The sequence below is a fragment of the Escherichia sp. 93.0816 genome (assembly GCF_013368855.2).
Lineage (GTDB): Bacteria > Pseudomonadota > Gammaproteobacteria > Enterobacterales > Enterobacteriaceae > Escherichia > Escherichia ruysiae.
On sequence record NZ_JABWNC020000006.1, the window covers coordinates 1 to 26170 of the forward strand.

A 26170-nucleotide genomic window follows, 5' to 3' on the forward strand; every position below is an offset into this window, starting at 1 on the left:
GATGGCGGGGCAGCACAGGGCTGTAACGGTAAAGCCCTCACCGAAGCGAGGGCTTGAAGGAGAAGGGGTATGATGCGACTTGTCATCATACTGATTGTACTGTTACTCATAAGTTTCGGAGCTTATTAACAGTCAGTCACAGGGGAGGAGCAATCCTCCCTTACCCTTACTCACTAAATTAGGTCAAAGAATCAACGATGTCAATCAGGGCGATGCGGGAGGCGTCGCCCTGAACCGATCTTTTTGATAGTCACATCACTGTCCTCGTTTACTGCCGTAATAAATCTCTTTTGCCCACAATGTATTCATACCTTGCATGACGTTTTACGAGCGCGCTCGAAGAAAAGATTTAAAGCCAGATCAAAGCGTTGTGGTTATTTAAAGAGAGTTTACGATGGCGGGGCAGCACAGGGCTGTAACGGTAAAGCCCTCACCGAAGCGAGGGCTTAAAGGAGAAGGGTTATGATGTGACTTGTCATCATACTGATTGTACTGTTACTGATAAGTTTGCCAGCTTATTAACAGTCAGTCTCAGGGGAGGAGTAATCCTCCCTTACCCTTACTCACTAAATTAGGTTAAAGAATCAACGATGTCAATCAGGGCGATGCGGGAGTATCGCCCTCACCACTCCCAGACTTTCGACGGTGTAACCACCGCAGGCAGTGGGATATCCCACTCTTCAACCGGCAGTTTTTCTACTAACTGACAATCATGCGCATAACCTACTGGCTGCATTTTGTAGTGCTGCCAGTTTTGCAATGTCCGATCATAAAAACCGCCGCCCATTCCCAGGCGTTGACCGTACTCATCAAAGGCGACCAGCGGTGTGACCAGCACATCTAACCGGGAAAGGGGAAGCACATCGCGCACGTCCAGTTTTGGCTCGTGGATCTTTAACCTGTTCACTACCAGTTCACTTTGCGGATGGTAATTCAGGAATAGTAAGTTACCGGCACTAAAGGGATGCAAAACTGGAAGATACACGCGCTTACCGGCACGCCAGAGTTGTTCTATGAGCGGTTGGGTGTCGAGCTCGCCATCAAAAGAGAGGAATACAGCGACCGTATGCGCCATCACCACCGGGGGATAAGTCATCATCCGGGTAGCGGCTTGTTGACCCATTTCTTTCTGTTGTTCCGGCGTTAACGCACGACGACGTTGCCGAATCATTTTACGGATTTCTTGTCGGGATAATGTCTGTGGGAGTTCTGGTAGTTGCGTCATGGCTGGTGCCAGATAAGAAGGGAATCTCCGAGATGCCGCCGCAGGCTGTAACCCTTGAACCCTTGGTTCAAGGTGAATGTGTCGTCGCAGTTTTAAGGCTTCTCGGACGAACCGAGCATGCTCACCAACCACGGAGCGCCACATTCTTGTGGTATGAAATATCGGCTCAGGGGACTGGCCCGCTTGCGAACATCTCAGAGAAATTTTGTCTTCACGGTTACTCTACCACAGTAAACCGAAAAGTGTCATTCAAAGTTTTGGTTCGTTTTTTCGGTGATGCGACCTTGTTCAAGTAACGCTTGTTCTATGGTCTGTTGCAGCATCCGAATACGCTGTTCCATACTTGCCGCGTAGTCACGAGTCTTCGCTTTTTCTTGCGCTAACTCATAGCTGATATTCAATGCAGCAATGAAGACCAACTGTTCAGTATTTGTGACTCTAGTGCGTTCTTTCAGATCTTGCAACCGCTGATTCAGATCGTCTGCGGCCTGATTCAACGCATCCCTTTGGTCAGGCGGGCAGTTCACACGCAGTGAACGGCCAAAAATTTGGATATCGACGGGTTGTGCAGACATGCCACCTTCCTGCTGATTGACTGCGCTTCCTTCGTCTTCAGACCCATGGTCTGCGAAGGGGCGAACTATAGCTACCCTGATGAGAAGAGACAAGCCCTTTTCTGGTTCACCAGGGTCCAAAGTGGTAGCATATCATGAATCTTCCTCCCTTTGATGACGAATGCTTATGTCTATACAGAACGAAATGCCTGGTTACAACGAAATGAACCAGTATCTGAACCAACAAGGGACGGGTCTGACCCCTGCTGAGATGCACGGTTTAATCAGCGGGATGATTTGCGGTGGCAATGATGACAGTTCATGGTTGCCGCTGCTTCACGACCTGACGAACGAAGGCATGGCTTTCGGTCATGAGCTGGCACAGGCATTGCGCAAAATGCACTCAGCCACCAGCGATGCCCTGCAAGATGACGGCTTCCTTTTTCAGCTTTATCTGCCTGATGGCGATGATGTCAGCGTTTTCGATCGCGCTGATGCGCTGGCAGGCTGGGTAAATCACTTCCTGCTTGGTCTTGGCGTGACTCAGCCGAAGCTGGATAAAGTGACTGGCGAAACCGGTGAAGCCATCGACGATCTGCGTAACATTGCGCAACTGGGATATGACGAAGACGAAGATCAGGAAGAGCTGGAAATGTCGCTTGAAGAGATCATCGAGTACGTCCGTGTTGCCGCGCTGTTATGCCACGACACCTTTACTCATCCGCAACCGACTGCGCCAGAAGTACAAAAACCGACTCTACACTAAAAACAAAAAACGTAAGGAGAGTGTTATGAGTGATATATCCCCGCAAGAATTTCAGCGTCGCCGTCAGGCTTTGGTGGAGCAAATGCAACCCGGCAGCGCCGCGCTGATTTTTGCCGCGCCGGAAGTGACCCGTAGCGCCGACAGCGAATATCCGTATCGTCAAAACAGTGACTTCTGGTACTTCACCGGCTTTAACGAACCGGAAGCGGTGCTGGTGCTGATTAAAAGCGATGACACTCATAACCACAGCGTTCTGTTTAACCGCGTTCGCGACCTGACGGCGGAGATCTGGTTTGGCCGTCGCTTAGGTCAGGATGCCGCGCCAGAGAAACTGGGCGTTGACCGTGCGCTGGCGTTCAGCGAAATCAATCAGCAACTTTATCAACTGCTCAACGGTCTGGATGTGGTTTACCACGCTCAGGGCGAATATACCTATGCTGATGAAATCGTGAACAGCGCGCTGGAAAAACTGCGTAAAGGCTCACGGCAAAATCTCACCGCTCCGGCAACGATGATCGACTGGCGTCCCATTGTTCATGAAATGCGCCTGTTCAAATCACCAGAAGAGATTGCCGTACTTCGCCGCGCGGGGGAAATCACCGCACTGGCGCACACCCGGGCGATGGAAAAATGTCGTCCGGGAATGTTCGAGTACCATCTGGAAGGCGAAATTCACCACGAATTTAACCGCCACGGCGCGCGTTATCCTTCCTACAACACCATAGTCGGCAGCGGTGAAAACGGCTGCATTCTGCACTACACCGAAAATGAGTGTGAAATGCGTGATGGCGACCTGGTGTTGATTGATGCGGGTTGTGAATACAAAGGTTACGCTGGCGATATTACCCGCACCTTCCCGGTCAACGGCAAATTCACTCAGGCTCAGCGTGAAATCTACGACATTGTGCTGGAGTCTCTTGAAACCAGCTTGCGCCTGTATCGTCCGGGAACTTCCATTCAGGAAGTCACCGGTGAAGTGGTGCGCATTATGATTAACGGCCTGGTAAAACTCGGTATCCTGAAAGGTGATGTCGATGAGCTGATCGCTCAAAACGCCCACCGTCCTTTCTTTATGCATGGCCTTAGCCACTGGTTAGGTCTGGATGTCCATGACGTAGGTGTTTATGGTCAGGATCGCTCGCGCATTCTTGAACCTGGCATGGTGTTGACCGTAGAGCCAGGTCTGTATATTGCACCGGATGCGGATGTGCCAGAACAATATCGCGGTATCGGCATTCGTATTGAAGACGATATTGTGATTACCGAAACTGGCAACGAAAACCTCACTGCCAGCGTGGTGAAAAAGCCGGAAGAAATCGAAGCGTTGATGGCAGCTGCGAGAAAGCAATGAGCGTAATCATCGTCGGTGGCGGCATGGCGGGCGCGACGCTGGCGCTGGCTATTTCCCGGTTAAGTCACGGGGCGCTGCCAGTACATCTGATTGAAGCGACCGCGCCAGAGTCTCATACTCATCCGGGCTTTGATGGCCGGGCTATTGCGCTGGCGGCGGGCACCTGCCAGCAGCTGGCACGTATCGGCGTCTGGCAATCTCTGGCTGATTGCGCAACCGCCATCACTACCGTGCATGTCAGCGATCGCGGTCATGCCGGATTCGTCACCCTCGCCGCAGAAGATTACCAACTGGCGGCGCTGGGGCAGGTTGTCGAGTTGCATAATGTCGGGCAACGGCTGTTTGCGCTGTTGCGCAAAGCGCCAGGCGTAACGCTGCATTGCCCGGATCGCGTTGCTAACGTTTCCCGTACACAGGATACCGTTGAAGTGACGCTGGAGAGCGGCGGGACGCTGACGGGGCGCGTGCTGGTAGCCGCTGACGGCACCCATTCAGCATTAGCCAGCGCCTGCGGCGTTGACTGGCAGCAGGAGCCTTACGAACAACTGGCGGTAATTGCCAACGTTGCGACCTCCGTTGCGCACGAAGGCCGTGCTTTTGAACGTTTCACGCAATACGGTCCGTTGGCAATGTTGCCGATGTCTGACGGACGTTGTTCGCTGGTCTGGTGTCATCCACTGGAACGGCGCGAAGAGGTACTGGCGTGGAGCGACGAGAAGTTTTGCCGTGAACTCCAGGCTGCGTTTGGCTGGCGGCTGGGGCAAATTACCCACGCCGGAAAACGCAGTGCTTATCCGCTGGCGTTAACCCGTGCCGCCAAACCTATTACCCATCGCACCGTGCTGGTGGGCAATGCGGCGCAAACCCTGCACCCGATCGCCGGGCAAGGATTTAACCTCGGTATGCGTGATGTTATGAGCCTTGCGGAAACCCTGACTCAGGCGCGGGAGCGCGGAGAAGACATTGGTGATTACAGCGTATTGTGTCGTTATCAGCAGCGTCGACAGAGCGATCGCGAAGCAACCATTGGCGTCACGGACAGCCTTGTACATCTTTTTGCCAACCGTTGGACGCCGCTGGTTGTCGGGCGCAACATCGGGCTGATGACGATGGAATTATTCACCCCGGCACGCGATGTGCTGGCGCAGCGCACCCTCGGTTGGGTGGCGCGTTGAAGGCGGTTTTAAGGAATAAACAATGCAAAGTGTTGATGTAGCCATTGTTGGCGGCGGCATGGTGGGGCTGGCGGTTGCCTGCGGCTTACAGGGTAGCGGCTTACGCGTTGCCGTACTGGAGCAGCGCGTACCGGAACCTCTGGCGGCGGATGCACCACCACAACTGCGCGTTTCGGCTATCAATGCCGCCAGCGAAAAATTACTTACCCGTCTTGGCGTCTGGCAGGACATCCTCTCCCGCAGAGCCAGTTGCTATCACGGCATGGACGTGTGGGACAAAGACAGCTTTGGTCACATCTCGTTTGACGATCAAAGCATGGGCTATAGCCATCTTGGGCATATTGTTGAAAATTCAGTAGTTCATTACGCGCTGTGGAACAAAGCGCAGCAGTCGTCAGATATCACTCTGCTGGCCCCCGCAGAATTACAGCAGGTCGCCTGGGGAGAGAACGAAACCTTCCTGACGCTGAAAGACGGCAGTATGTTAACGGCGCGTCTGGTGATTGGCGCGGACGGCGCTAATTCCTGGTTGCGCAACAAAGCCGATATCCCCCTGACTTTCTGGGATTATCAGCATCACGCGCTGGTGGCGACCATTCGCACGCAGGAGCTGCATGGCGCTGTGGCGCGCCAGGTTTTCCACGGCGAAGGCATTCTGGCCTTTTTACCGCTTAGCGATCCGCATCTGTGCTCGATTGTCTGGTCACTGCCGCCAGAGGAAGCGCAGCGGATGCAGCAGGCAGGTGAAGACGAATTTAATCGCGCGTTAAATATCGCTTTTGATAATCGCCTGGGCTTATGCAAGGTTGAGAGCGAGCGTCAGGTATTTCCGCTGACGGGGCGTTATGCGCGCCAGTTTGCCGCGCACCGTCTGGCGCTGGTGGGCGACGCCGCGCATACCATTCATCCGCTGGCGGGGCAGGGCGTTAATCTCGGCTTTATGGACGCCGCAGAGTTGATTGCTGAACTGAAACGGTTGCATCGTCAGGGTAAAGACATCGGGCAGTATATTTACCTGCGTCGCTATGAGCGTAGCCGCAAGCACAGTGCTGCGCTGATGCTGGCTGGTATGCAGGGCTTTCGCGATCTGTTTTCCGGAGCCAATCCGGCGAAAAAACTGCTGCGCGATATTGGCCTGAAACTGGCCGACACGCTTCCTGGCGTTAAGCCGCAACTTATCCGTCAGGCAATGGGATTAAACGATTTGCCTGAATGGCTGCGTTAAAAATTTCTCCTCTTCTGTTTATTTGATACCCATCACACTTTCATCTCCCGGTTTTTTCGCCGGGAGATTTTCCTCATTTGAAATAAACTAATTTCACCATCAATTTCGCATTATATTTTCTAATGTTACGATTTTTTCATTGAGTGATTTTTGACATATTTTCAGTTCTTAATATTGGTTTATCCAAATCTGTTTCTTGAAAGCATCATATTTATATAAAAATAAAATAAATTTTTGGTTTTTTATTCTGTTGAGATTTTTGTATTTTTTAACCATAAGCTAATGTGATGATCAATTTTACCTTATGGTTAACCGTCTGTTTCGGTGGTAAGTTCAGGGAAAAGAGAACGATTGCGTTGGGGACCGGGAGTGGCTCCGATGCTGGGTTTCGTGGTGATAATTTCGCCATGAAAAGTTGTCAGCCCCGTTTATTCAATGAGGACAAGATGGCACAACAGACTCCTTTGTACGAACAACACACGCTTTGCGGCGCTCGCATGGTGGATTTCCACGGCTGGATGATGCCGCTGCATTACGGTTCGCAAATCGACGAACATCATGCGGTACGTACCGATGCCGGAATGTTTGATGTGTCGCATATGACCATCGTCGATCTTCGCGGCAGCCGCACCCGGGAGTTTCTGCGTTATCTGCTGGCGAACGATGTGGCGAAGCTCACCAAAAGTGGCAAAGCCCTCTACTCCGGGATGTTGAATGCCTCTGGCGGTGTGATAGATGACCTCATCGTCTACTACTTCACTGAAGATTTCTTCCGCCTCGTTGTAAACTCCGCCACCCGCGAAAAAGACCTCTCCTGGATTACCCAACACGCTGAACCCTTCGGCATCGAAATTACCGTTCGTGATGACCTTTCCATGATTGCCGTACAAGGGCCGAATGCGCAGGCAAAAGCTGCCACACTGTTTAATGACGCTCAGCGTCAGGCGGTGGAAGGAATGAAACCGTTCTTTGGCGTGCAGGCGGGTGATCTGTTTATTGCCACCACCGGTTACACCGGTGAAGCGGGCTATGAAATTGCGCTGCCCAATGAAAAAGCGGCGGATTTCTGGCGCGCGCTGGTGGAAGCGGGCGTTAAGCCCTGCGGCCTGGGCGCGCGTGACACGCTGCGTCTGGAAGCGGGCATGAATCTTTATAGTCAGGAGATGGACGAAACCATTTCTCCTTTAGCCGCCAACATGGGCTGGACCATTGCCTGGGAGCCGGCAGATCGTGACTTTATCGGTCGTGAAGCCCTGGAAGCGCAGCGTGAACATGGCACAGAAAAACTGGTTGGTCTGGTGATGACCGAAAAAGGCGTGCTGCGTAATGAACTACCGGTACGTTTTACCGACGCGCAGGGCAACCAGCATGAAGGTGTTATTACCAGCGGGACTTTCTCCCCGACGCTGGGTTACAGCATTGCGCTGGCGCGCGTGCCGGAAGGCATTGGCGAAACGGCGATTGTGCAAATTCGCAACCGTGAAATGCCGGTTAAAGTGACGAAACCTGTTTTTGTGCGTAACGGCAAAGCCGTCGCGTGATTTACTTTTTTGGAGATTGATTGATGAGCAACGTACCAGCAGAACTGAAATACAGCAAAGAACACGAATGGCTGCGTAAAGAAGCCGACGGCACTTACACCGTTGGTATCACCGAACACGCTCAGGAGCTGTTAGGCGATATGGTGTTTGTTGACCTACCGGAAGTGGGCGCAACGGTTAGCGCGGGCGATGACTGCGCGGTTGCCGAATCAGTAAAAGCGGCGTCAGACATTTATGCGCCAGTAAGCGGTGAAATCGAGGCGGTAAACGACGCACTGAGCGATTCCCCGGAACTGGTGAACAGCGAACCGTATGCAGGCGGTTGGATCTTTAAAATCAAAGCCAGCGATGAAAGCGAACTGGATTCACTGCTGGATGCGACCGCATACGAAGCATTGTTAGAAGACGAGTAACGGCTTTAATCCTCTTCTTTGGGAGAGGATAAGGGTGAGGAAATTGTACGCCTCACCCTCACTCTCTTCGCAAGGAGAGAGGTTCACAATTCACTGCACGTTTCAGGAACCATCGCTCATGACACAGACGTTAAGCCAGCTTGAAAATAGCGGCGCTTTTATTGAACGCCATATCGGACCGGACGCCGCGCAACAGCAAGAAATGCTGAATGCCGTTGGTGCACAATCGTTAAACGCGCTGACCGGCCAGATTGTGCCGAAAGATATTCAGCTTGCGACTCCGCCTCAGGTTGGCGCACCGGCGACCGAATACGCCGCACTGGCAGAACTCAAGGCTATTGCCAGTCGCAATAAACGCTTCACGTCTTACATCGGCATGGGGTACACCGCCGTGCAGTTACCGCCGGTTATCCTGCGTAACATGCTGGAAAATCCGGGCTGGTATACCGCGTATACTCCGTATCAACCTGAAGTCTCCCAGGGCCGCCTTGAAGCACTGCTCAACTTCCAGCAGGTAACGCTGGATTTAACCGGGCTGGATATGGCATCGGCTTCTCTTCTTGACGAAGCCACCGCTGCCGCCGAAGCAATGGCGATGGCGAAACGCGTCAGCAAACTGAAAAATGCCAACCGCTTCTTTGTGGCTTCTGACGTGCATCCGCAAACGCTGGATGTGGTCCGTACTCGTGCCGAAACCTTTGGTTTTGAAGTGATTGTCGATGACGCGCAAAAAGTGCTCGACCATCAGGACGTGTTCGGCGTGCTGTTACAGCAGGTCGGCACTACTGGTGAAATTCACGACTACACTGCACTCATCTGCGAACTAAAATCACGCAAAATTGTGGTCAGCGTCGCCGCTGATATTATGGCGCTGGTTCTGTTAACTGCGCCGGGCAAACAGGGTGCGGATATTGTCTTTGGTTCGGCGCAACGCTTCGGTGTGCCGATGGGCTACGGTGGCCCGCACGCGGCATTCTTTGCGGCGAAAGATGAATACAAACGCTCCATGCCGGGGCGCATTATCGGCGTATCGAAAGATGCGGCTGGTAATACTGCGCTACGCATGGCAATGCAGACTCGCGAGCAACATATTCGTCGCGAGAAAGCGAACTCCAACATTTGTACTTCCCAGGTACTGCTGGCAAACATCGCCAGCCTGTATGCCGTTTATCACGGCCCGGTTGGCCTGAAACGTATCGCTAACCGCATCCACCGTCTGACCGATATCCTGGCGGCAGGCCTGCAACAAAAAGGTCTGAAACTGCGTCATGCGCACTATTTCGACACCTTGTGTGTGGAAGTGGCAGACAAAGCGGGCGTACTGACGCGTGCCGAAGCGGCTGAAATCAACCTGCGTAGCGATATTCTGAACGCGGTGGGGATCACCCTTGATGAAACTACCACGCGTGAAAACGTGATGCAGCTTTTCAGCGTGCTGCTGGGCGATAACCACGGGCTGGACATCGACACGCTGGACAAAGACGTGGCTCACGACAGCCGCTCTATTCAGCCTGCGATGCTGCGCGACGACGAAATCCTCACTCATCCGGTGTTTAATCGCTACCACAGCGAAACCGAAATGATGCGCTATATGCACTCGCTGGAGCGTAAAGATCTGGCGCTGAATCAGGCGATGATCCCGCTGGGTTCCTGCACCATGAAACTGAACGCCGCCGCCGAGATGATCCCAATCACCTGGCCGGAATTTGCCGAACTGCACCCGTTCTGCCCGCCGGAACAGGCCGAAGGTTATCAGCAGATGATCGCGCAGCTGGCTGACTGGCTGGTGAAACTGACCGGTTACGACGCCGTTTGTATGCAGCCGAACTCTGGCGCACAGGGCGAATACGCGGGCCTGTTGGCGATTCGTCATTATCATGAAAGCCGCAACGAAGGGCATCGCGATATCTGCCTGATCCCGGCTTCTGCGCACGGAACTAACCCCGCTTCTGCACATATGGCAGGAATGCAGGTGGTGGTTGTGGCGTGTGATAAAAACGGCAACATCGATCTGACTGATCTGCGCGCGAAAGCGGAACAGGCGGGCGATAACCTCTCCTGCATCATGGTGACCTATCCTTCCACCCACGGCGTGTATGAAGAAACGATCCGTGAAGTGTGTGAAGTTGTACATCAGTTCGGCGGTCAGGTTTACCTTGATGGCGCGAACATGAACGCCCAGGTTGGCATCACCTCGCCGGGCTTTATTGGCGCGGACGTTTCGCACCTTAACCTGCATAAAACTTTCTGCATTCCGCACGGCGGTGGCGGCCCGGGTATGGGACCGATCGGCGTGAAAGCGCATCTGGCGCCGTTTGTACCGGGTCATAGCGTGGTGCAAATCGAAGGCATGTTAACCCGTCAGGGCGCGGTTTCTGCGGCACCGTTCGGTAGCGCATCCATCCTGCCAATCAGCTGGATGTACATCCGCATGATGGGTGCCGAAGGGCTGAAAAAAGCAAGCCAGGTGGCAATTCTTAACGCCAACTATATTGCCAGCCGCCTGCAGAATGCCTTCCCGGTGCTGTATACCGGTCGCGACGGTCGCGTGGCGCACGAATGTATTCTCGATATTCGTCCGTTGAAAGAAGAAACTGGCATCAGCGAGCTGGATATTGCCAAGCGTCTGATCGACTACGGTTTCCACGCGCCGACCATGTCGTTCCCGGTGGCGGGTACGCTGATGGTTGAACCGACCGAATCCGAAAGCAAAGTGGAACTGGATCGCTTTATCGACGCGATGCTGGCTATCCGTGCAGAAATCGACCAGGTGAAAGCCGGTGTCTGGCCGCTGGAAGATAACCCGCTGGTGAACGCGCCGCACATTCAGAACGAACTGGTCGCCGAGTGGGTGCATCCGTACAGCCGCGAAGTTGCGGTATTCCCGACAGGCGTGGCAGACAAATACTGGCCGACGGTGAAACGTCTGGATGATGTTTACGGCGACCGTAACCTGTTCTGCTCCTGCGTACCGATTAGCGAATACCAGTAATTTACTGATTCGACTATCTTCAAAAGGCGCTTCGGCGCCTTTTTAGTCAGATGACAAAGTACAAAAGTGCTCAGACAGTCCCCTCGCCCCTTCGGGGAGAGGGTTAGGGTGAGGGGGAAAAGCGTGCCAACATTGAAGATTGAGCCAGTTTGTTAGCAATCTCAAAGATACGTCAACGACTTAATTTTTCTCGTAAAAACAAATGGCTATAGCACTTGTGACTGGTGGCAGTCGCGGCATCGGGCGGGCAACTGCGCTGCTGCTGGCAAAAGAAGGATATACGGTGGCGGTTAATTATCAGCAAAACCTCCATGCGGCGCAGGAGGTGGTGAACTTAATAACTAAAGCCGGTGGTAAGGCATTCGTGCTCCAGGCGGATATCAGCGACGAAAATCAGGTCATCGCAATGTTCACAGCAATCGATCAGCACGATGAACCGCTAGCTGCGCTGGTCAATAACGCCGGGATCTTGTTTACCCAGTGCACCGTAGAAAACCTTACCGCAGAGCGAATCAACCGGGTGCTTTCCACCAATGTGACGGGATATTTTCTCTGCTGCCGCGAGGCGGTAAAACGCATGGCGCTTAAAAACGGCGGTAGCGGCGGCGCTATCGTCAATGTTTCTTCGGTAGCCTCACGGCTGGGATCTCCGGGGGAATATGTTGATTATGCGGCATCGAAAGGGGCGATTGATACGTTAACCACCGGACTATCGCTGGAAGTCGCCGCGCAGGGGATCCGTGTTAACGGCGTGCGGCCAGGGTTTATTTATACCGAAATGCACGCCAACGGTGGCGAACCAGGACGCGTCGATCGCGTTAAGTCGAACATCCCCATGCAGCGCGGCGGACAGGCGGAAGAGGTCGCGCAGGCCATTGTCTGGCTGTTAAGCGATAAAGCCTCTTACGTCACGGGAAGTTTTATCGATTTGGCGGGCGGAAAATAAGATGGGAAAGTGGTCTGGGCGGATGCAACGCAATCGGCGTCGCATCCGTCATGTCATCTAATCAAAGCTTCTCGCCGTTGCTGGCAATCACCTCTTTGTACCAGTTGAAGCTCTTCTTACGTGAACGCGACATATCACCAGTACCGTCGTCGTGCTTATTCACATAGATAAAGCCGTAGCGTTTGCTGTACTGCCCGGTGGTAAACGATACACAGTCGATGCAGCCCCACGGCGTGTAGCCCATCAGATCCACACCATCGTAAGTTACCGCTTTTTTCATCTCTTCAATATGGGCGCGCAGATAGTCAATGCGGTAGTCGTCGTTGATGCTGCCATCTTCTTCCACTTTGTCGTAAGCGCCAAAACCGTTTTCGACAATAAACAGTGGCTTCTGGTAACGCTCATACAGTTCGCAAAGTGCGTAACGCAGACCCACAGGATCAATCTGCCAGCCCCAGTCAGACGCTTTAACATACGGGTTCGGTACGCTGCCTTCGAAACCAGAAATCGCATCGCCGGTGCCGCCTTCGGCCTTCACCGCGTTGGTCATGTAATAGCTGAAGCCAAGATAAGCGCAGGTGCCTTCGCGCAGCACATTCAGATCGCCATCTTCCATTTTGATGTTAAATCCGCGACGTTCCCACTCGTTCAACACATAAGAAGGGTAGTAGCCGCGTAGCTGGATATCGGTAAAGACGTAACGTTCGCGCATCGACTCCTGGGCAAACATCACATCATCCGGGTTACAGGAGTAAGGATAGAGCGGCACCATCGCCAGCATACAGCCAACTTTCATCTCAGGATTGATACGACGCGCGACTTTCACCGCCAGGGCGCTGGCGACAAACTGGTGATGCAGCACCTGATACATCGTCTCTTCCGGGTTTTCATGCTCGGTATAAACCACGCCAGAGCAGCAGTAACCGAACAGCGGCGCGCGCCAGTTACGCTGGTTGTTAATTTCGTTGAAGGTCATCCAGTATTTGACTTTGTGCTTATAGCGTTCAAATACCACTTCCGCGAAACGGACAAAGAAATCAACCACTTTACGGTTGGTCCAGCTACCGTATTGCTGCACCAGATGCAGCGGCATTTCAAAATGGGAGAGGGTGATCACCGGTTCGATGTTGTATTTCAGCAGTTCATCGAACATATCGTCGTAAAACTTCAGCCCTTCTTCGTTTGGCTGAGCTTCATCGCCTTTCGGAAATATGCGCGTCCAGGCGATGGAAGTACGAAAACATTTGAAGCCCATTTCGGCAAATAGCTTGATGTCTTCCTTGTAGTGACCGTAAAAATCTACCGCTTCATGGTTCGGATAGTATTTGCCCGGCAAGACTTCTTTGGTGATTTCGCGCGGCACGCCGTGTGCGCCGCCGGTCAGTACGTCACAAATACTCGGCCCTTTGCCGCCTTTGTTCCAGCCGCCTTCGACCTGATGAGCGGCAACTGCGCCGCCCCATAAGAAATCTTTCGGTAAGGTGAGTTTTTTCACTATCATAGGCTCCAGATGAGTCAATTCTTACAGGAAATAGTACCATGCAGCCAAACAACATCACTTTTTTTCAACGATTCCAGGATGACATTCTGGCTGGGCGTAAAACCATCACTATCCGTGACGAGTCTGAATCGCACTTTAAAGCTGGCGATGTGCTTCGCGTCGGGCGCTTTGAAGATGACGGCTATTTTTGCACTATTGAAGTCACTGCAACCTCAACGGTGACGCTGGATACTCTCACAGAAAAACACGCGCAACAGGAAAATATGACCCTGGCTGAATTGAAAAAGGTCATTGCCGATATCTATCCCGGTCAGACACAGTTTTATGTAATTGAATTTAAATGTCTTTAAATTGAACTCACGCCTGTTAGTTGAAATTTCGCATTTAATTTCATGATTTTTCGGAGATTAGTCTCAAATCAGAATTTATTTTAGCTAACAGGTGTTCACTGGAACTATTCTCAGTTACGCTGGAGAGGTATACATGTGCGTGTACGTTTCTCCGGAGTAAGTTATGGTTCAGAAGCCCCTCATTAAGCAGGGATATTCGCTGGCAGAGGAAATTGCCAACAGCGTCAGTCACGGTATTGGACTGGTGTTTGGTATCGTCGGGCTGGTATTGCTACTGGTTCAGGCGGTGGATCTCAATGCCAGCACCACGGCGATAACCAGTTACAGCCTCTATGGCGGCAGTATGATCCTGCTGTTTCTTGCTTCGACGCTTTATCACGCCATTCCTCATCAACGGGCAAAAATGTGGCTGAAGAAATTTGACCACTGCGCCATTTATCTGTTGATTGCCGGAACCTACACGCCGTTTTTGCTGGTGGGGCTGGATTCTCCGTTAGCGCGCGGGTTGATGGTTGTTATCTGGAGCCTGGCATTGCTGGGGATTCTGTTCAAACTGACCATCGCGCACCGATTTAAAATCTTATCTCTGGTAACTTATCTGGCTATGGGCTGGCTGTCGTTGGTGGTGATTTATGAAATGGCAGTTAAGCTCGCGGCGGGCAGCGTTACCTTACTGGCCGTAGGCGGTGTAGTTTACTCGCTCGGGGTGATTTTCTACGTCTGCAAACGCATTCCCTACAACCACGCCATCTGGCACGGCTTTGTGCTCGGCGGCAGCGTGTGCCATTTCCTGGCGATTTATTTGTATATTGGGCAGGCGTAATTGGTATGCCTTTGTTGGAATGAAAAGACACACCAGCGTCGCATCAGGCATCGGAGCGCAACTGCCGGATGCGGCGTGAACGCCTTATCCGACCTACGGGCTGCGTCCCTGTTGTGATAAAGGCACCAAATCCCAGGCCTGATAAGACGCGTCAGCATCGCATCAGGCAATAGGTGCCTGAAGCGATACAGAAATTTACTCTTCCAGCGAATACGGCAGCGGCTCGATATGCAATGTATTCGCATCGTCACGAACGCGGAAAACGCTGTCCGGTTCCATGTCATTATTCATGACTACCTGAACCACGACCTGCCCATCTTCCAGTTTGACCGCCGCCAGCACGGTTCCGGTACGACGCCAGTTTTCGCCCATTTTCAGCTCTAAGTCTTCACCTGCTTCCGGCAGTCGGCTGGCGCTACCTGCCAGCAACCAGAGCGCGCGTTTGTTGGCACCACGGAATTTTGCTCGCGCCACCATCTCTTGCCCGGTATAGCAGCCTTTCTTAAAGCTGATGCCGCCCAGCGCCTGGAGATTGGTCGCCTGGGGGATAAACTGCCCGCTATTAGCCGCATCAATCACCGGGAAACCTGCTTCAATGTTTAATGCCAGCCACTGTTGGCTATTGTTCAGTTCCGCTTCGCCGCGCAGTTTATCTGTCAGCGCACTGGCGGTAGTTTCATCGGTCACGATCAGAAAACGTTCTGCTGGATGTTCAAACCATAGCAGGGTAGTTGCACCTTCTCTGACTACCTGTTTTTCCTTCGAAGGCAGTTCACTAAAGAGATTCGCCAGCGCGGCGCGTGCCTGAAAACCGGCAACACCAAGCAGCACGCGCTCGTCGTCTGGCGCGATGGTCACTTTAGAAAATACCGCATATTTTTTCAGTTCGGTAAGCTGCGACTCACGCACGCTGCGCCGTTCAATCCATGCGAAACCGTCGCCATCGTGGAACAGACGCAAATTGCTCCACATCTTACCTTTGGCATCGCAATGTGCGGCGAGCAGGTGCTGATCTTCTGTCATCTGGCTGACATCTGCTGTCACCTGACCCTGCATATATTTTTCACTGTCCGCACCAGTAATGGTGGCAAGCGCCCAGTCATCAAGCGTCATCAGCGTCAACGGTAAACGGGCAGAAGCCGTAGGCTGACGGGGAGGAAAAGGTGTAAAAGCCATAATGGAGTCCTGTTTTACAAACGGCGTAATTAATGACTAATGGTAAAAGAGCTATGGGGCATTGCAAGTGCTTTCACTACGCGATCCGTGCCTTCAGCCAGGCTTTGCGAGGTGACTTCCAAAAAAATGAAGCCATTGAATTGTTGTGGATTAATTTCGCGATCGTGATTGTGTTTACCGATATTCCCGCAAAAGAAGTCGAAAAACACGTTACAATAGCCAGGTACTGGATTTTCGTGAGACAGGAAGAAGATGGACATTAACAACAAAGCCCGCATTCATTGGGCATGCCGCCGTGGTATGCGCGAACTTGATATTTCGATCATGCCGTTTTTCGAACATGAGTACGACAGCTTAAGCGATGACGAAAAACGCATCTTTATTCGTCTGCTGGAATGTGACGATCCCGACCTGTTCAACTGGCTGATGAATCACGGTAAACCGGCCGATGCAGAACTGGAAATGATGGTCCGACTCATCCAGACACGGAACCGGGAACGTGGTCCTGTGGCAATCTGAACTGCGCGTCTCCTGGCGCGCGCAGTGGCTTTCCTTGCTGATTCATGGGCTGGTTGCCGCTGTTATTTTACTCATGCCCTGGCCGCTTAGTTACACTCCGTTATGGCTGGTGTTGCTTTCGCTGGTGGTGTTTGATTGCGTCCGTAGTCAGCGGCGTATTAATGCTCGTCAGGGCGAGATTCGTCTGCTGATGGATGGGCGTTTACGCTGGCAGGGGCAGGAGTGGAGCATCGTTAAAGCGCCGTGGATGATTAAAAGCGGCATGATGTTGCGTTTACGTTCTGATAGCGGCAAACGTCAGCATCTGTGGCTGGCAGCAGACAGCATGGATGAAGCCGAATGGCGAGATTTGCGGCGGATTTTGTTACAGCAGGAGACGCAAAAATAATGGCGACGGCAAAGCGAGTGCGCTATGCCGTCAGTAATCTCAGGCGTAATGCTCAGCCATTTCGTTGAGGATTTGCTCGCACCAGCTCTGAATACGCTCGTCGCTGAGGTCATACTGGTTAGTTTCATCCAGCGCCAGACCTACGAACAGTTGCCCGTCAGCAATCACCGGTTTCGGACTGGTGAACTCATACCCTTCCGTTGGCCAGTAGCCGACGAACTTCACGCCTTTGGTCGAGAGTTTGTCATGCAGCATACCGAGTGCATCGAGGAACCACTCACCATATCCCAGTTGATCGCCTAGCCCATACAGCGCAACAATTTTACCTTCGAGGTTCAGGTCGTCGAGCTGATCCCAGACGGCTTCCCAGTCTTCCTGGATTTCACCAAAATCCCAGGTCGGGATTCCCAGGATGAGCACATCGTACTGCTCCATTAATTTAGGGGAGTCGTCCTTGAGGTTATGTAAGGTCACCAGTTCTGGGCCGATAATATCGCGGATTTTTTCCGCTGCCATCTCGGTATAACAGGTGCTGGAACCGTAAAAAAGACCCATATTCATAACGTAAGCTTCTCGATTCTGCTGTGGCTTTTGCGGCTAGTGTATCAGAATCGCTTTAGTCACGGCACAATAAGGCATAATGGATCAAACGAGTAACGATAAGGGGCGCAAGTGAAACAGGATCTGGCACGCATCGAGCAGTTTCTTGATGCCCTGTGGTTGGAAAAAAATCTGGCAGAAAATACGTTGAACGCATATCGTCGCGATCTGTCAATGATGGTGGAGTGGTTGCATCATCGTGGACTGACGCTGGCAACGGCGCAAAGCGGCGACTTACAGGCATTACTGGCAGAACGGCTGGAAGGCGGGTATAAAGCCACCAGTTCCGCTCGTTTGCTGAGTGCGGTGCGCCGATTGTTCCAGTATCTTTATCGCGAAAAGTTTCGTGAAGACGATCCCAGTGCGCATCTTGCTTCGCCAAAATTACCCCAGCGTCTACCGAAAGATTTAAGTGAAGCGCAAGTTGAAAGGTTATTGCAGGCACCGCTGGTTGATCAGCCTCTGGAGCTACGCGACAAAGCGATGCTCGAAGTGCTGTATGCTACCGGATTGCGTGTCTCTGAACTTGTAGGGCTGACGATGAGCGATATCAGCTTGCGTCAGGGCGTGGTGCGGGTAATTGGTAAAGGCAACAAAGAACGCCTGGTGCCGTTAGGTGAAGAGGCAGTTTACTGGCTGGAAACCTATCTGGAACACGGGCGACCGTGGTTGCTAAACGGTGTGTCAATTGATGTACTGTTTCCCAGCCAGCGTGCGCAGCAGATGACGAGACAAACTTTCTGGCATCGCATTAAACATTATGCCGTGCTGGCGGGGATCGACAGCGAAAAGCTGTCACCGCATGTGTTGCGTCACGCCTTTGCCACCCATTTGTTAAATCATGGTGCGGATTTACGCGTTGTGCAGATGTTGCTGGGTCATAGCGATCTCTCGACGACTCAAATTTATACGCATGTCGCTACTGAGCGTCTGCGGCAACTTCATCAACAGCATCACCCTCGGGCGTGATAGCTGAAAAGAACGGGATGATTTATGAAGAAAGGTTTTATGTTGTTTACTTTGTTGACGGCGTTTTCTGGCTTTGTTCAGGCGGATGACGCGGCAATACAACAAACGTTAGCCAAAATGGGCATCAAAAGCAGCGATATTCAGCCAGCACCCGTGGCAGGCATGAAGACAGTTCTGACTAACAGCGGTGTGCTGTACATCACCGATGATGGTAAACACATCATTCAGGGGCCAATGTATGACGTTAGCGGCGCGGCACCGATCAACGTCACCAACCAGATGTTGTTAAAGCAACTGAACGCGCTCGAAAAAGAGATGATCATCTACAAAGCGCCGCAAGAAAAGCACGTCATCACCGTGTTTACCGACATTACCTGCGGCTACTGCCACAAAATGCATGAGCAGATGGCTGACTATAATGCGCTGGGGATCACCGTGCGTTATCTCGCGTTCCCGCGTCAGGGACTGGAAAGCCAGGCGGAGCAACAAATGAAAGCCATCTGGTGTGCAAAAGATAAAAATAAAGCCTTTGATGACGTAATGGCAGGCAAAGCCGTTACCCCGGCAAGTTGCGATATCGATATTGCCGACCATTACGCACTTGGCGTCCAGCTTGGCGTTAGCGGTACTCCGGCAGTTGTGCTGAGTAATGGCACACTTGTTCCGGGTTACCAGCCGCCGAAAGAGATGAAAGAATTCCTCGACGAACATCAAAAAATGACCAGCGGTAAATAATTCGCGTGAAACAACAGATACAACTTCGTCGTCGTAAAGTCGACGAAACGGCAGACCTGCCCGCTGACCTGCCCCCCTTGCTGCGGCGTTTATACGCCAGCCGGGGCGTGCGCAGCGCGCAGGAACTGGAGCGTAGCGTTAAAGGTATGCTGCCCTGGCAGCAACTGAGCGGTGTTGAAAAGGCCGTTGAGATCCTTTACAACGCTTTTCGCGAAGGAACACGGATTATTGTGGTCGGTGATTTCGACGCCGACGGTGCCACCAGCACAGCTCTTAGTGTGCTGGCGATGCGTTCTCTCGGCTGTGACAACATCGACTACCTTGTACCGAACCGTTTCGAAGACGGTTACGGCTTAAGTCCGGAAGTGGTCGATCAGGCTCATGCGCGTGGCGCGCAGTTGATTGTAACGGTTGATAACGGCATTTCTTCCCACGCAGGTGTTGAACATGCCCGATCGTTGGGCATTCCGGTTATTGTTACCGATCATCATTTGCCTGGCGAAACTTTACCTGCGGCGGAAGCCATTATTAATCCCAATCTGCGTGACTGCGAGTTTCCGTCGAAATCGCTGGCAGGCGTTGGCGTAGCGTTTTATCTGATGCTGGCGTTACGCACATTTTTGCGCGATCGGGGTTGGTTCGATGAGCGTGGTATCGCAATACCGAATCTGGCGGAATTGCTGGATCTGGTGGCGCTGGGTACGGTGGCGGATGTAGTGCCGCTGGACGCCAATAATCGCATTCTGACCTGGCAGGGGATGAGTCGCATCCGTGCCGGGAAGTGCCGTCCGGGGATTAAAGCTCTACTGGAAGTGGCAAACCGCGATGCACAAAAACTCGCTGCCAGCGATTTAGGTTTTGCGCTGGGGCCGCGTCTCAATGCCGCCGGACGACTGGATGATATGTCCGTTGGCGTGGCACTGTTACTTTGCGACAACATCGGCGAAGCGCGCGTTCTGGCTAATGAGCTTGATGCACTAAACCAGACGCGAAAAGAGATTGAACAGGGAATGCAGGTCGAAGCACTGACTTTGTGCGAGCAACTGGAGCGTAGCCGCGATACGCTGCCTGGCGGGCTGGCAATGTATCACCCTGAATGGCATCAGGGCGTCGTTGGTATTCTGGCTTCGCGCATCAAAGAGCGTTTTCATCGTCCGGTTATCGCCTTTGCGCCTGCGGGCGACGGTACATTGAAAGGTTCTGGGCGCTCCATTCAGGGACTGCATATGCGCGACGCGCTGGAGCGGTTAGACACGCTCTACCCTGGCATGATGCTCAAGTTTGGCGGTCATGCGATGGCGGCAGGATTGTCGCTGGAAGAGGACAAATTCGAACTCTTTCAGCAACGCTTTGGCGAACTGGTTACCGAGTGGCTGGACCCGGCATTATTACAGGGTGAAGTGGTTTCCGACGGCCCGTTAAGTGCAGCGGAGATGACCATGGAAGTTGCGCAACTGCTGCGTGATGCCGGTCCGTGGGGGCAGATGTTCCCGGAACCGCTGTTTGACGGTCATTTCCGCCTGCTGCAACAGCGGCTGGTGGGGGAGCGCCATCTGAAGGTCATGGTTGAACCGGTCGGCGGCGGCCCGCTGCTGGATGGTATTGCGTTTAACGTTGATACGGCCCTTTGGCCTGATAACGGCGTTCGTGAAGTACAACTGGCCTACAAACTGGATATCAACGAGTTTCGTGGCAACCGCAGTCTACAGATTATCATCGATAATATCTGGCCACTTTAGCGTCGTCTTCTCTATAAAAAAGAGTGTGGATTGGGTACAATCCCGCTCTTATCACCGCATTTTGACTAGCTCAATAAAAGAAATCAGACCATGTTTGAAATTAATCCGGTAAATAATCGCATTCAGGACCTCACGGAACGCTCCGACGTTCTTAGGGGGTATCTTTGACTACGACGCCAAGAAAGAGCGTCTGGAAGAAGTAAACGCCGAGCTGGAACAGCCGGATGTCTGGAACGAACCCGAACGTGCGCAGGCGCTGGGTAAAGAGCGTTCCTCCCTCGAGGCTGTTGTCGATACCCTCGACCAAATGAAACAAGGGCTGGAAGATGTTTCCGGTCTGCTGGAACTGGCTGTAGAAGCTGACGACGAAGAAACCTTTAACGAAGCCGTTGCTGAACTCGACGCCCTGGAAGAAAAACTGGCGCAGCTTGAGTTCCGCCGCATGTTCTCCGGCGAATATGACAGCGCCGATTGCTACCTTGATATCCAGGCAGGTTCCGGCGGTACGGAAGCACAGGACTGGGCAAGTATGCTTGAGCGTATGTATCTGCGCTGGGCAGAATCGCGCGGTTTCAAAACTGAAATTATCGAAGAGTCAGAAGGTGAAGTGGCGGGTATCAAATCCGTGACTATCAAGATCTCCGGCGATTACGCTTATGGTTGGCTGCGCACAGAAACCGGCGTTCACCGTCTGGTGCGTAAGAGCCCGTTTGACTCCGGCGGTCGTCGTCACACGTCGTTTAGTTCCGCGTTTGTTTACCCAGAAGTGGATGACGATATTGATATCGAAATCAACCCAGCGGATCTGCGCATTGATGTATATCGCGCGTCCGGTGCAGGCGGTCAGCACGTTAACCGTACCGAATCTGCGGTGCGTATTACTCACATCCCGACCGGGATTGTGACCCAGTGCCAGAACGACCGTTCCCAGCACAAGAACAAAGACCAGGCCATGAAGCAGATGAAAGCGAAGCTTTATGAGCTGGAGATGCAGAAGAAGAATGCTGAGAAACAGGCGATGGAAGACAATAAATCTGACATCGGCTGGGGCAGCCAGATTCGTTCTTATGTCCTTGATGACTCCCGCATTAAAGATCTGCGTACCGGGGTTGAAACCCGCAACACGCAGGCAGTGCTGGATGGCAGCCTGGATCAATTTATCGAAGCAAGTTTGAAAGCTGGGTTATAAGGAACCAACATGTCTGAACAACACGTACAAGGCACTGACGCGGTAACCGATCTTAACAATGAACTGAAAACACGTCGCGAAAAGCTGGCGAACCTGCGCGAGCAGGGGATTGCCTTTCCGAATGATTTCCGTCGCGACCATACTTCTGACCAACTGCATACAGACTTCGACGGTAAAGAGAACGAAGAGCTGGAAGAGTTGAACATCGAAGTCGCTGTAGCTGGTCGCATGATGACTCGCCGAATTATGGGTAAAGCCTCTTTCGTTACCCTGCAGGACGTCGGTGGTCGCATTCAGCTGTATGTAGCTCGTGATGATCTGCCGGAAGGCATTTATAACGATCAATTTAAGAAATGGGATCTTGGCGATATTATCGGCGCAAAAGGTAAGCTGTTTAAAACCAAAACCGGCGAACTGTCGATCCACTGCACCGAGCTGCGTCTGCTGACCAAAGCACTGCGCCCGCTGCCGGATAAATTCCACGGCTTGCAAGATCAGGAAGCGCGTTATCGTCAGCGTTATCTGGATCTCATCTCTAACGATGATTCCCGCAACACCTTTAAAGTGCGTTCACAGATCCTCTCTGGCATTCGCCAGTTCATGGTGAATCGCGGCTTTATGGAAGTTGAAACCCCGATGATGCAGGTTATCCCAGGCGGTGCGGCTGCGCGTCCGTTTATCACCCATCATAACGCGCTGGATCTCGACATGTACCTGCGTATTGCGCCGGAACTGTACCTCAAGCGTCTGGTGGTTGGCGGCTTTGAACGAGTGTTCGAAATCAACCGTAACTTCCGTAACGAAGGTATCTCCGTACGCCATAACCCAGAGTTCACCATGATGGAACTCTATATGGCTTACGCGGATTACAAAGATCTGATCGAACTGACCGAATCGCTGTTCCGCACTCTGGCGCAGGATATTCTCGGTAAGACCGAAGTAACCTACGGTGATGTGGTACTGGACTTCGGTAAGCCGTTCGAAAAACTGACCATGCGTGAAGCGATTAAGAAATATCGTCCGGAAACCGACATGGCAGATCTGGATAACTTCGACTCTGCGAAAGCGATTGCTGAATCTCTCGGCATTCACGTTGAGAAGAGCTGGGGGCTGGGTCGTATTGTGACCGAGATCTTTGACGAAGTGGCAGAAGCGAATCTGATTCAGCCGACCTTCATTACTGAATACCCGGCTGAAGTTTCTCCGCTGGCGCGTCGTAACGACGTCAACCCGGAAATCACCGATCGCTTTGAATTCTTTATTGGCGGTCGTGAGATTGGTAACGGCTTTAGCGAATTGAACGATGCAGAAGATCAGGCGCAGCGTTTCCTGGATCAGGTTGCGGCGAAAGACGCAGGCGACGATGAAGCAATGTTCTACGATGAAGATTACGTTACTGCGCTGGAACATGGTCTGCCGCCGACAGCTGGTCTGGGAATTGGTATCGACCGTATGGTTATGCTTTTCACCAACAGCCATACTATCCGCGACGTTATTCTGTTCCCGGCGATGCGTCCGGTAAAATAAGTATTATGCGTAAGCACATAACCCCGGCAAACGTCGGGGTTTTTTATTTAAGCTGTGTAAATGCAGACAATTGTTTTCTGACTTCGCTATTGGCTGCCTGCATCACCATCCACGGGCTGAATGCCCACGGCGTGGCATCAATACCGCGTAATACATCTGCTAAATCACACCATTGATAATCCATCACTTCATCATTGTTGGGCTGTAACTCGCTGATTACGCGAGCGGCAAATACCGGGCACACTTCATTTTCGACAATGCCACTCGGATCGGTGGCGCGGTAGTGAAAGTCAGGATAAAACGGTTCTGGTGATGTTATTTCCACACCCAGTTCAAAGCGGCAACGGCGGATCACCGCGTCTTCGTTGCTTTCTCCCAGTTGTGGATGCCCACAAACCGAGTTTGTCCACACACCCGGCCATGCTTTTTTGCTCAGCGCGCGGCGGGTAACTAATAATTGCCCTTTGGCATTAAACAGCCAACTGGAGAACGCGAGATGTAAGGGGGTATTTGCCGTGTGTGCAGCATATTTTTCCAGTGTACCCGAAGGGACTCCCTGTGCATTCAGTAAAATGACGTGTTCCGTTTGCATAATTTCTCACATGTAATTCTAATCACTCGTCATTATAGATAACAGAAGTGTTAAATGATTAACCAAGTGAGCGTTTATCGACAACCGCCCGTTTTGAGCGGATGCCGACAGAGAAAGACCATTTAAAAAAGCAACATCATATATTTGAAGCGGCTTTCAATAGCCATTGCAACGCAGTCAGAAATGACAGGAATGGAGATCATTAAGAGTAATAACAGACTGAATATAGCGCGCATTAAAAGATTCATATTATTCTCCATGCTCATTTTTCTTCAGCTTACGCATCAGAAGCCACATACGTACTGTCCTGACTTTTAGATCTTTATCAGAGACGGATTCCTTCACCAGGTCAGCATGATGCTGATAGCCATTAAAGAAGACGTTCAGCACAACGGCGCTAAGGGTTGCGAGCATAATGCCGCTATGCAGCAACGGTTGCAGTACGGCCGGTAATTTAGAAAAAAAATCGTGAGAAAGCGTCGGAGTCATGCCAACGCCGAGACTGATTGCCACAATATAGAGGTTGTAACGGTTGGTGGTGTAGTTACAGCGCGACAGAATCCGAATCCCTGTTGCCAGCACCATGCCGAACATCACCAGCCCCGCACCGCCCAGCACAAATTGCGGAATGGAAGCCACCAGCACCGCCATTTTGGGCACCATGCCGAACAGAATTAAAATAATCCCCGAAGAAATACACACCCAGCGGCTATGAACGCGCGTCACGCTGACCAGACCGACGTTTTGTGAAAAAGATGTATGCGGAAAACTGTTAAACGTTCCGCCGATCATGGTTCCTACGCCATCCACGCGCAGCCCGCGAATAATGTCGTGCGAAGAGAGCTTACGACCGACTATTTCACCCAGTGCCAGGAACATCCCCATCGACTCAATAAATACGATGATGAGAACTGCGGTCATGGTCAAAATAGAAACGGGGTCGAAAATCGGCATACCAAACGACATCGGCGTAACAATCGCAAACCACGAAGCATCATGTAGCCCGGATAAATTGACTTCATTCATCATCCACGAAAGTAAAAAGCCAAATACAATCCCCAGTAATACGGCAACATTGGACATAAAGCCTTTTGCATAGCGAGTAATAAGCAAGATGAAAATTAAGACTGCGAAGGAGATTCCTAAATAAACGGGATTACCATATTGCGGATTTCCTTTACCTCCCGCAGCCCAATCAATGCCCACCTGAATAATACTCAGCCCGATAGAGGTAATAACCACACCGGTAACCAGCGGTGGGAACAAAGGCATTAAGCGACCAATAAGCGGCGCTAATAATGTAGTGATAAATCCGGCTGCGATGGTTGCGCCAAAAATCCCCAGCAGCCCGATATCCGGGTTCATCCCGATAGCTATCATTGGCGTTACAGCTGCAAAGGTCACTGACATAATAACGGGCAGGCGAATCCCCATAAAACGACCGATGCCAATGCATTGCAAAAGTGTGACGATACCGCAGCAAAAGAGGTCGGAGCTAATAAGCATCGCTATCGCCTCTTTAGTAAGGCCGAGTCTGTCACCAATCATCAGTGGTACAGCGACTGCGCCTGCATACATCACAAGTACGTGTTGCAGACCGAGTATGATCAACTTTCCTGGTGATAATATGCGGTCAACCTCATCGGTGGGGCGGTCTTGCCCTGAAGATGAGGGAAGTTGGGAATCTATGGCGCTCATCAGTCATTCTCCTTTCGCTCGCCAGAGTGAAATGCAACCGTTTACGTTAATAAAACTGTTTAATGACATGCTCGTGGGATGCCAGTTTTAACGAGGAAGGAAAGTTATAGAATGGAAATGCGGAGGCAATCACATAATCCTGGTTAAACCGAGAAAATGAGAAAAGAATCAGACAA

The 26170-nt window shown here is 52.0% G+C and carries 28 protein-coding genes, 1 other RNA gene and 2 pseudogenes; 21 read left to right on the forward strand and 10 right to left on the reverse strand.

The genetic code is table 11. The features are described 5' to 3' along the window. The first annotated feature begins 69 nt into the window (after positions 1–69). Both ibsC and HEM79_RS08920 read left to right on the forward strand, forming a co-directional pair. Positions 70–129 (forward strand): type I toxin-antitoxin system toxin IbsC, encoded by a 60-nt coding sequence (gene ibsC / locus HEM79_RS08915; RefSeq protein ID WP_071524576.1) that lies wholly within the window; start codon positions 70–72, stop codon positions 127–129. A gap of 333 nt (positions 130–462) precedes the next feature. Further along, positions 463–522, forward strand: a pseudogene (locus HEM79_RS08920) (type I toxin-antitoxin system Ibs family toxin). A 100-nt stretch (positions 523–622) separates the two neighbouring features. On the opposite strand, the gene HEM79_RS08925 reads toward HEM79_RS08920, so the two are convergent. The 3 genes from HEM79_RS08925 to zapA form a co-directional block, all read right to left on the reverse strand. Further along, positions 623–1225, reverse strand: coding sequence for a 5-formyltetrahydrofolate cyclo-ligase (locus tag HEM79_RS08925; protein ID WP_176242638.1), 603 nt, complete (start codon positions 1223–1225; stop codon positions 623–625). A gap of 20 nt (positions 1226–1245) precedes the next feature. Continuing rightward, positions 1246–1429, reverse strand: a non-coding RNA gene (ssrS, locus tag HEM79_RS08930) — 6S RNA. Between the two features lie 41 nt (positions 1430–1470). Next, positions 1471–1800 (reverse strand): cell division protein ZapA, encoded by a 330-nt coding sequence (gene zapA, locus HEM79_RS08935; RefSeq protein WP_001276008.1) that lies wholly within the window; start codon positions 1798–1800, stop codon positions 1471–1473. A gap of 166 nt (positions 1801–1966) precedes the next feature. On the opposite strand from zapA, the gene ygfB reads away from it, so the two are divergent. Genes ygfB through ubiI form a run of 4 tightly spaced genes read left to right on the forward strand, consistent with a single transcriptional unit; the run spans position 1967 to position 6296 of the window. After that, entirely contained in the window at positions 1967–2545 is a 579-nt protein-coding gene (gene ygfB, locus HEM79_RS08940; RefSeq protein ID WP_001295378.1) for a UPF0149 family protein YgfB, read from the forward strand. A gap of 25 nt (positions 2546–2570) precedes the next feature. Then, positions 2571–3896: a Xaa-Pro aminopeptidase gene (gene pepP, locus HEM79_RS08945; protein ID WP_176242636.1), complete on the forward strand. Its 1326-nt coding sequence runs from the start codon at positions 2571–2573 to the stop codon at positions 3894–3896. Further along, complete coding sequence (ubiH, locus tag HEM79_RS08950) at positions 3893–5071, forward strand: 2-octaprenyl-6-methoxyphenyl hydroxylase (protein WP_176242634.1); 1179 nt, start codon at positions 3893–3895, stop codon at positions 5069–5071. The genes pepP and ubiH overlap by 4 nt, the downstream gene beginning before the upstream one ends. 22 nt (positions 5072–5093) lie before the next feature. Next, positions 5094–6296, forward strand: a complete 1203-nt coding sequence (gene ubiI / locus HEM79_RS08955; RefSeq protein WP_176242632.1) for an FAD-dependent 2-octaprenylphenol hydroxylase — start codon at positions 5094–5096, stop codon at positions 6294–6296. Between the two features lie 73 nt (positions 6297–6369). On the opposite strand, the pseudogene HEM79_RS23170 reads toward ubiI, so the two are convergent. After that, positions 6370–6429: pseudogene (locus HEM79_RS23170) on the reverse strand (hypothetical protein); the annotation flags it as partial. Between the two features lie 313 nt (positions 6430–6742). Between HEM79_RS23170 and gcvT the strand changes: the two are divergent. From gcvT to HEM79_RS08975, 4 genes are all read left to right on the forward strand, one after another. After that, positions 6743–7837, forward strand: a complete 1095-nt coding sequence (gene gcvT, locus HEM79_RS08960; protein WP_176242630.1) for a glycine cleavage system aminomethyltransferase GcvT — start codon at positions 6743–6745, stop codon at positions 7835–7837. Between the two features lie 23 nt (positions 7838–7860). Beyond that, positions 7861–8250, forward strand: coding sequence for a glycine cleavage system protein GcvH (gene gcvH, locus HEM79_RS08965; RefSeq protein WP_176242628.1), 390 nt, complete (start codon positions 7861–7863; stop codon positions 8248–8250). Positions 8251–8368: 118 nt separating this feature from the next. Then, positions 8369–11242, forward strand: coding sequence for an aminomethyl-transferring glycine dehydrogenase (gene gcvP, locus HEM79_RS08970; protein ID WP_176242626.1), 2874 nt, complete (start codon positions 8369–8371; stop codon positions 11240–11242). A gap of 202 nt (positions 11243–11444) precedes the next feature. Further along, the gene (locus HEM79_RS08975) at positions 11445–12188 is read left to right on the forward strand and encodes an SDR family oxidoreductase (RefSeq protein ID WP_176242624.1); all 744 of its coding nucleotides are present in this window, start codon (positions 11445–11447) and stop codon (positions 12186–12188) included. 61 nt (positions 12189–12249) lie between these two features. On the opposite strand, the gene bglA is transcribed toward HEM79_RS08975, so the two are convergent. Continuing rightward, entirely contained in the window at positions 12250–13683 is a 1434-nt protein-coding gene (bglA, locus tag HEM79_RS08980; RefSeq protein ID WP_176242622.1) for a 6-phospho-beta-glucosidase BglA, read from the reverse strand. A gap of 44 nt (positions 13684–13727) precedes the next feature. On the opposite strand from bglA, the gene yqfB reads away from it, so the two are divergent. Together yqfB and trhA are read left to right on the forward strand one after the other, a co-directional pair. Further along, a complete protein-coding gene (yqfB, locus tag HEM79_RS08985; protein ID WP_105285495.1) occupies positions 13728–14039 on the forward strand; it encodes a N(4)-acetylcytidine aminohydrolase in 312 nt (103 codons plus the stop codon). Between the two features lie 163 nt (positions 14040–14202). After that, positions 14203–14862: a PAQR family membrane homeostasis protein TrhA gene (trhA, locus tag HEM79_RS08990; protein ID WP_176242620.1), complete on the forward strand. Its 660-nt coding sequence runs from the start codon at positions 14203–14205 to the stop codon at positions 14860–14862. Between the two features lie 195 nt (positions 14863–15057). Here the strand turns inward: trhA and ygfZ are convergent, their stop codons facing one another. Continuing rightward, positions 15058–16038 carry a tRNA-modifying protein YgfZ gene (gene ygfZ, locus HEM79_RS08995; RefSeq protein WP_021551332.1) on the reverse strand — a complete coding sequence of 327 codons (981 nt, stop codon included), beginning with the start codon at positions 16036–16038 and terminating at the stop codon, positions 15058–15060. 32 nt (positions 16039–16070) lie between these two features. Between ygfZ and HEM79_RS09000 the strand changes: the two genes are divergently transcribed. The 3 genes from HEM79_RS09000 to HEM79_RS09010 are packed head-to-tail and all read left to right on the forward strand — an operon-like array spanning position 16071 to position 16945. Beyond that, positions 16071–16301: a hypothetical protein gene (locus HEM79_RS09000; RefSeq protein ID WP_176242618.1), complete on the forward strand. Its 231-nt coding sequence runs from the start codon at positions 16071–16073 to the stop codon at positions 16299–16301. After that, the gene (gene sdhE, locus HEM79_RS09005; RefSeq protein ID WP_000354046.1) at positions 16291–16557 is read left to right on the forward strand and encodes an FAD assembly factor SdhE; all 267 of its coding nucleotides are present in this window, start codon (positions 16291–16293) and stop codon (positions 16555–16557) included. Before HEM79_RS09000 ends, sdhE begins: the two co-directional genes overlap by 11 nt. Next, positions 16538–16945, forward strand: coding sequence for a protein YgfX (locus tag HEM79_RS09010; RefSeq protein WP_000244787.1), 408 nt, complete (start codon positions 16538–16540; stop codon positions 16943–16945). The genes sdhE and HEM79_RS09010 overlap by 20 nt, the downstream gene beginning before the upstream one ends. Before the next feature lie 39 nt (positions 16946–16984). On the opposite strand, the gene fldB is transcribed toward HEM79_RS09010, so the two are convergent. Next, positions 16985–17506, reverse strand: a complete 522-nt coding sequence (gene fldB / locus HEM79_RS09015; RefSeq protein ID WP_001055874.1) for a flavodoxin FldB — start codon at positions 17504–17506, stop codon at positions 16985–16987. Positions 17507–17617: 111 nt separating this feature from the next. Between fldB and xerD the strand changes: the two genes are divergently transcribed. The 5 genes from xerD to lysS all read left to right on the forward strand — a co-directional run bounded on the left by xerD (position 17618) and on the right by lysS (position 23704). Next, positions 17618–18514, forward strand: coding sequence for a site-specific tyrosine recombinase XerD (xerD, locus tag HEM79_RS09020; protein ID WP_000806649.1), 897 nt, complete (start codon positions 17618–17620; stop codon positions 18512–18514). 24 nt (positions 18515–18538) lie between these two features. Further along, positions 18539–19249 carry a bifunctional protein-disulfide isomerase/oxidoreductase DsbC gene (gene dsbC, locus HEM79_RS09025; protein WP_000715234.1) on the forward strand — a complete coding sequence of 237 codons (711 nt, stop codon included), beginning with the start codon at positions 18539–18541 and terminating at the stop codon, positions 19247–19249. Between the two features lie 5 nt (positions 19250–19254). Then, positions 19255–20988 (forward strand): single-stranded-DNA-specific exonuclease RecJ, encoded by a 1734-nt coding sequence (gene recJ / locus HEM79_RS09030; protein WP_176242616.1) that lies wholly within the window; start codon positions 19255–19257, stop codon positions 20986–20988. Between the two features lie 90 nt (positions 20989–21078). Beyond that, positions 21079–22177 (forward strand): peptide chain release factor 2 gene (prfB, locus tag HEM79_RS09035; protein ID WP_001701073.1). Its coding sequence is split into 2 segments (ribosomal slippage): positions 21079–21153 and positions 21155–22177, totalling 1098 coding nucleotides; the frame shifts between segments, so codons are not numbered across the junction. A 9-nt stretch (positions 22178–22186) separates the two neighbouring features. Then, a complete protein-coding gene (gene lysS, locus HEM79_RS09040; RefSeq protein ID WP_176242613.1) occupies positions 22187–23704 on the forward strand; it encodes a lysine--tRNA ligase in 1518 nt (505 codons plus the stop codon). A gap of 43 nt (positions 23705–23747) precedes the next feature. On the opposite strand, the gene idi is transcribed toward lysS, so the two are convergent. After that, entirely contained in the window at positions 23748–24296 is a 549-nt protein-coding gene (idi, locus tag HEM79_RS09045; protein WP_176242611.1) for an isopentenyl-diphosphate Delta-isomerase, read from the reverse strand. 54 nt (positions 24297–24350) lie between these two features. Between idi and HEM79_RS09050 the strand changes: the two genes are divergently transcribed. Beyond that, entirely contained in the window at positions 24351–24422 is a 72-nt protein-coding gene (locus HEM79_RS09050) for a hypothetical protein (protein ID WP_123056740.1), read from the forward strand. Here the strand turns inward: HEM79_RS09050 and yqfG are convergent. Further along, the gene (yqfG, locus tag HEM79_RS09055; RefSeq protein WP_016159664.1) at positions 24419–24544 is read right to left on the reverse strand and encodes a protein YqfG; all 126 of its coding nucleotides are present in this window, start codon (positions 24542–24544) and stop codon (positions 24419–24421) included. The genes HEM79_RS09050 and yqfG overlap by 4 nt on opposite strands. A gap of 1 nt (position 24545) precedes the next feature. Further along, positions 24546–25994, reverse strand: coding sequence for a urate/proton symporter UacT (gene uacT / locus HEM79_RS09060; protein WP_010347966.1), 1449 nt, complete (start codon positions 25992–25994; stop codon positions 24546–24548). Between the last annotated feature and the right edge of the window lie 176 nt (positions 25995–26170).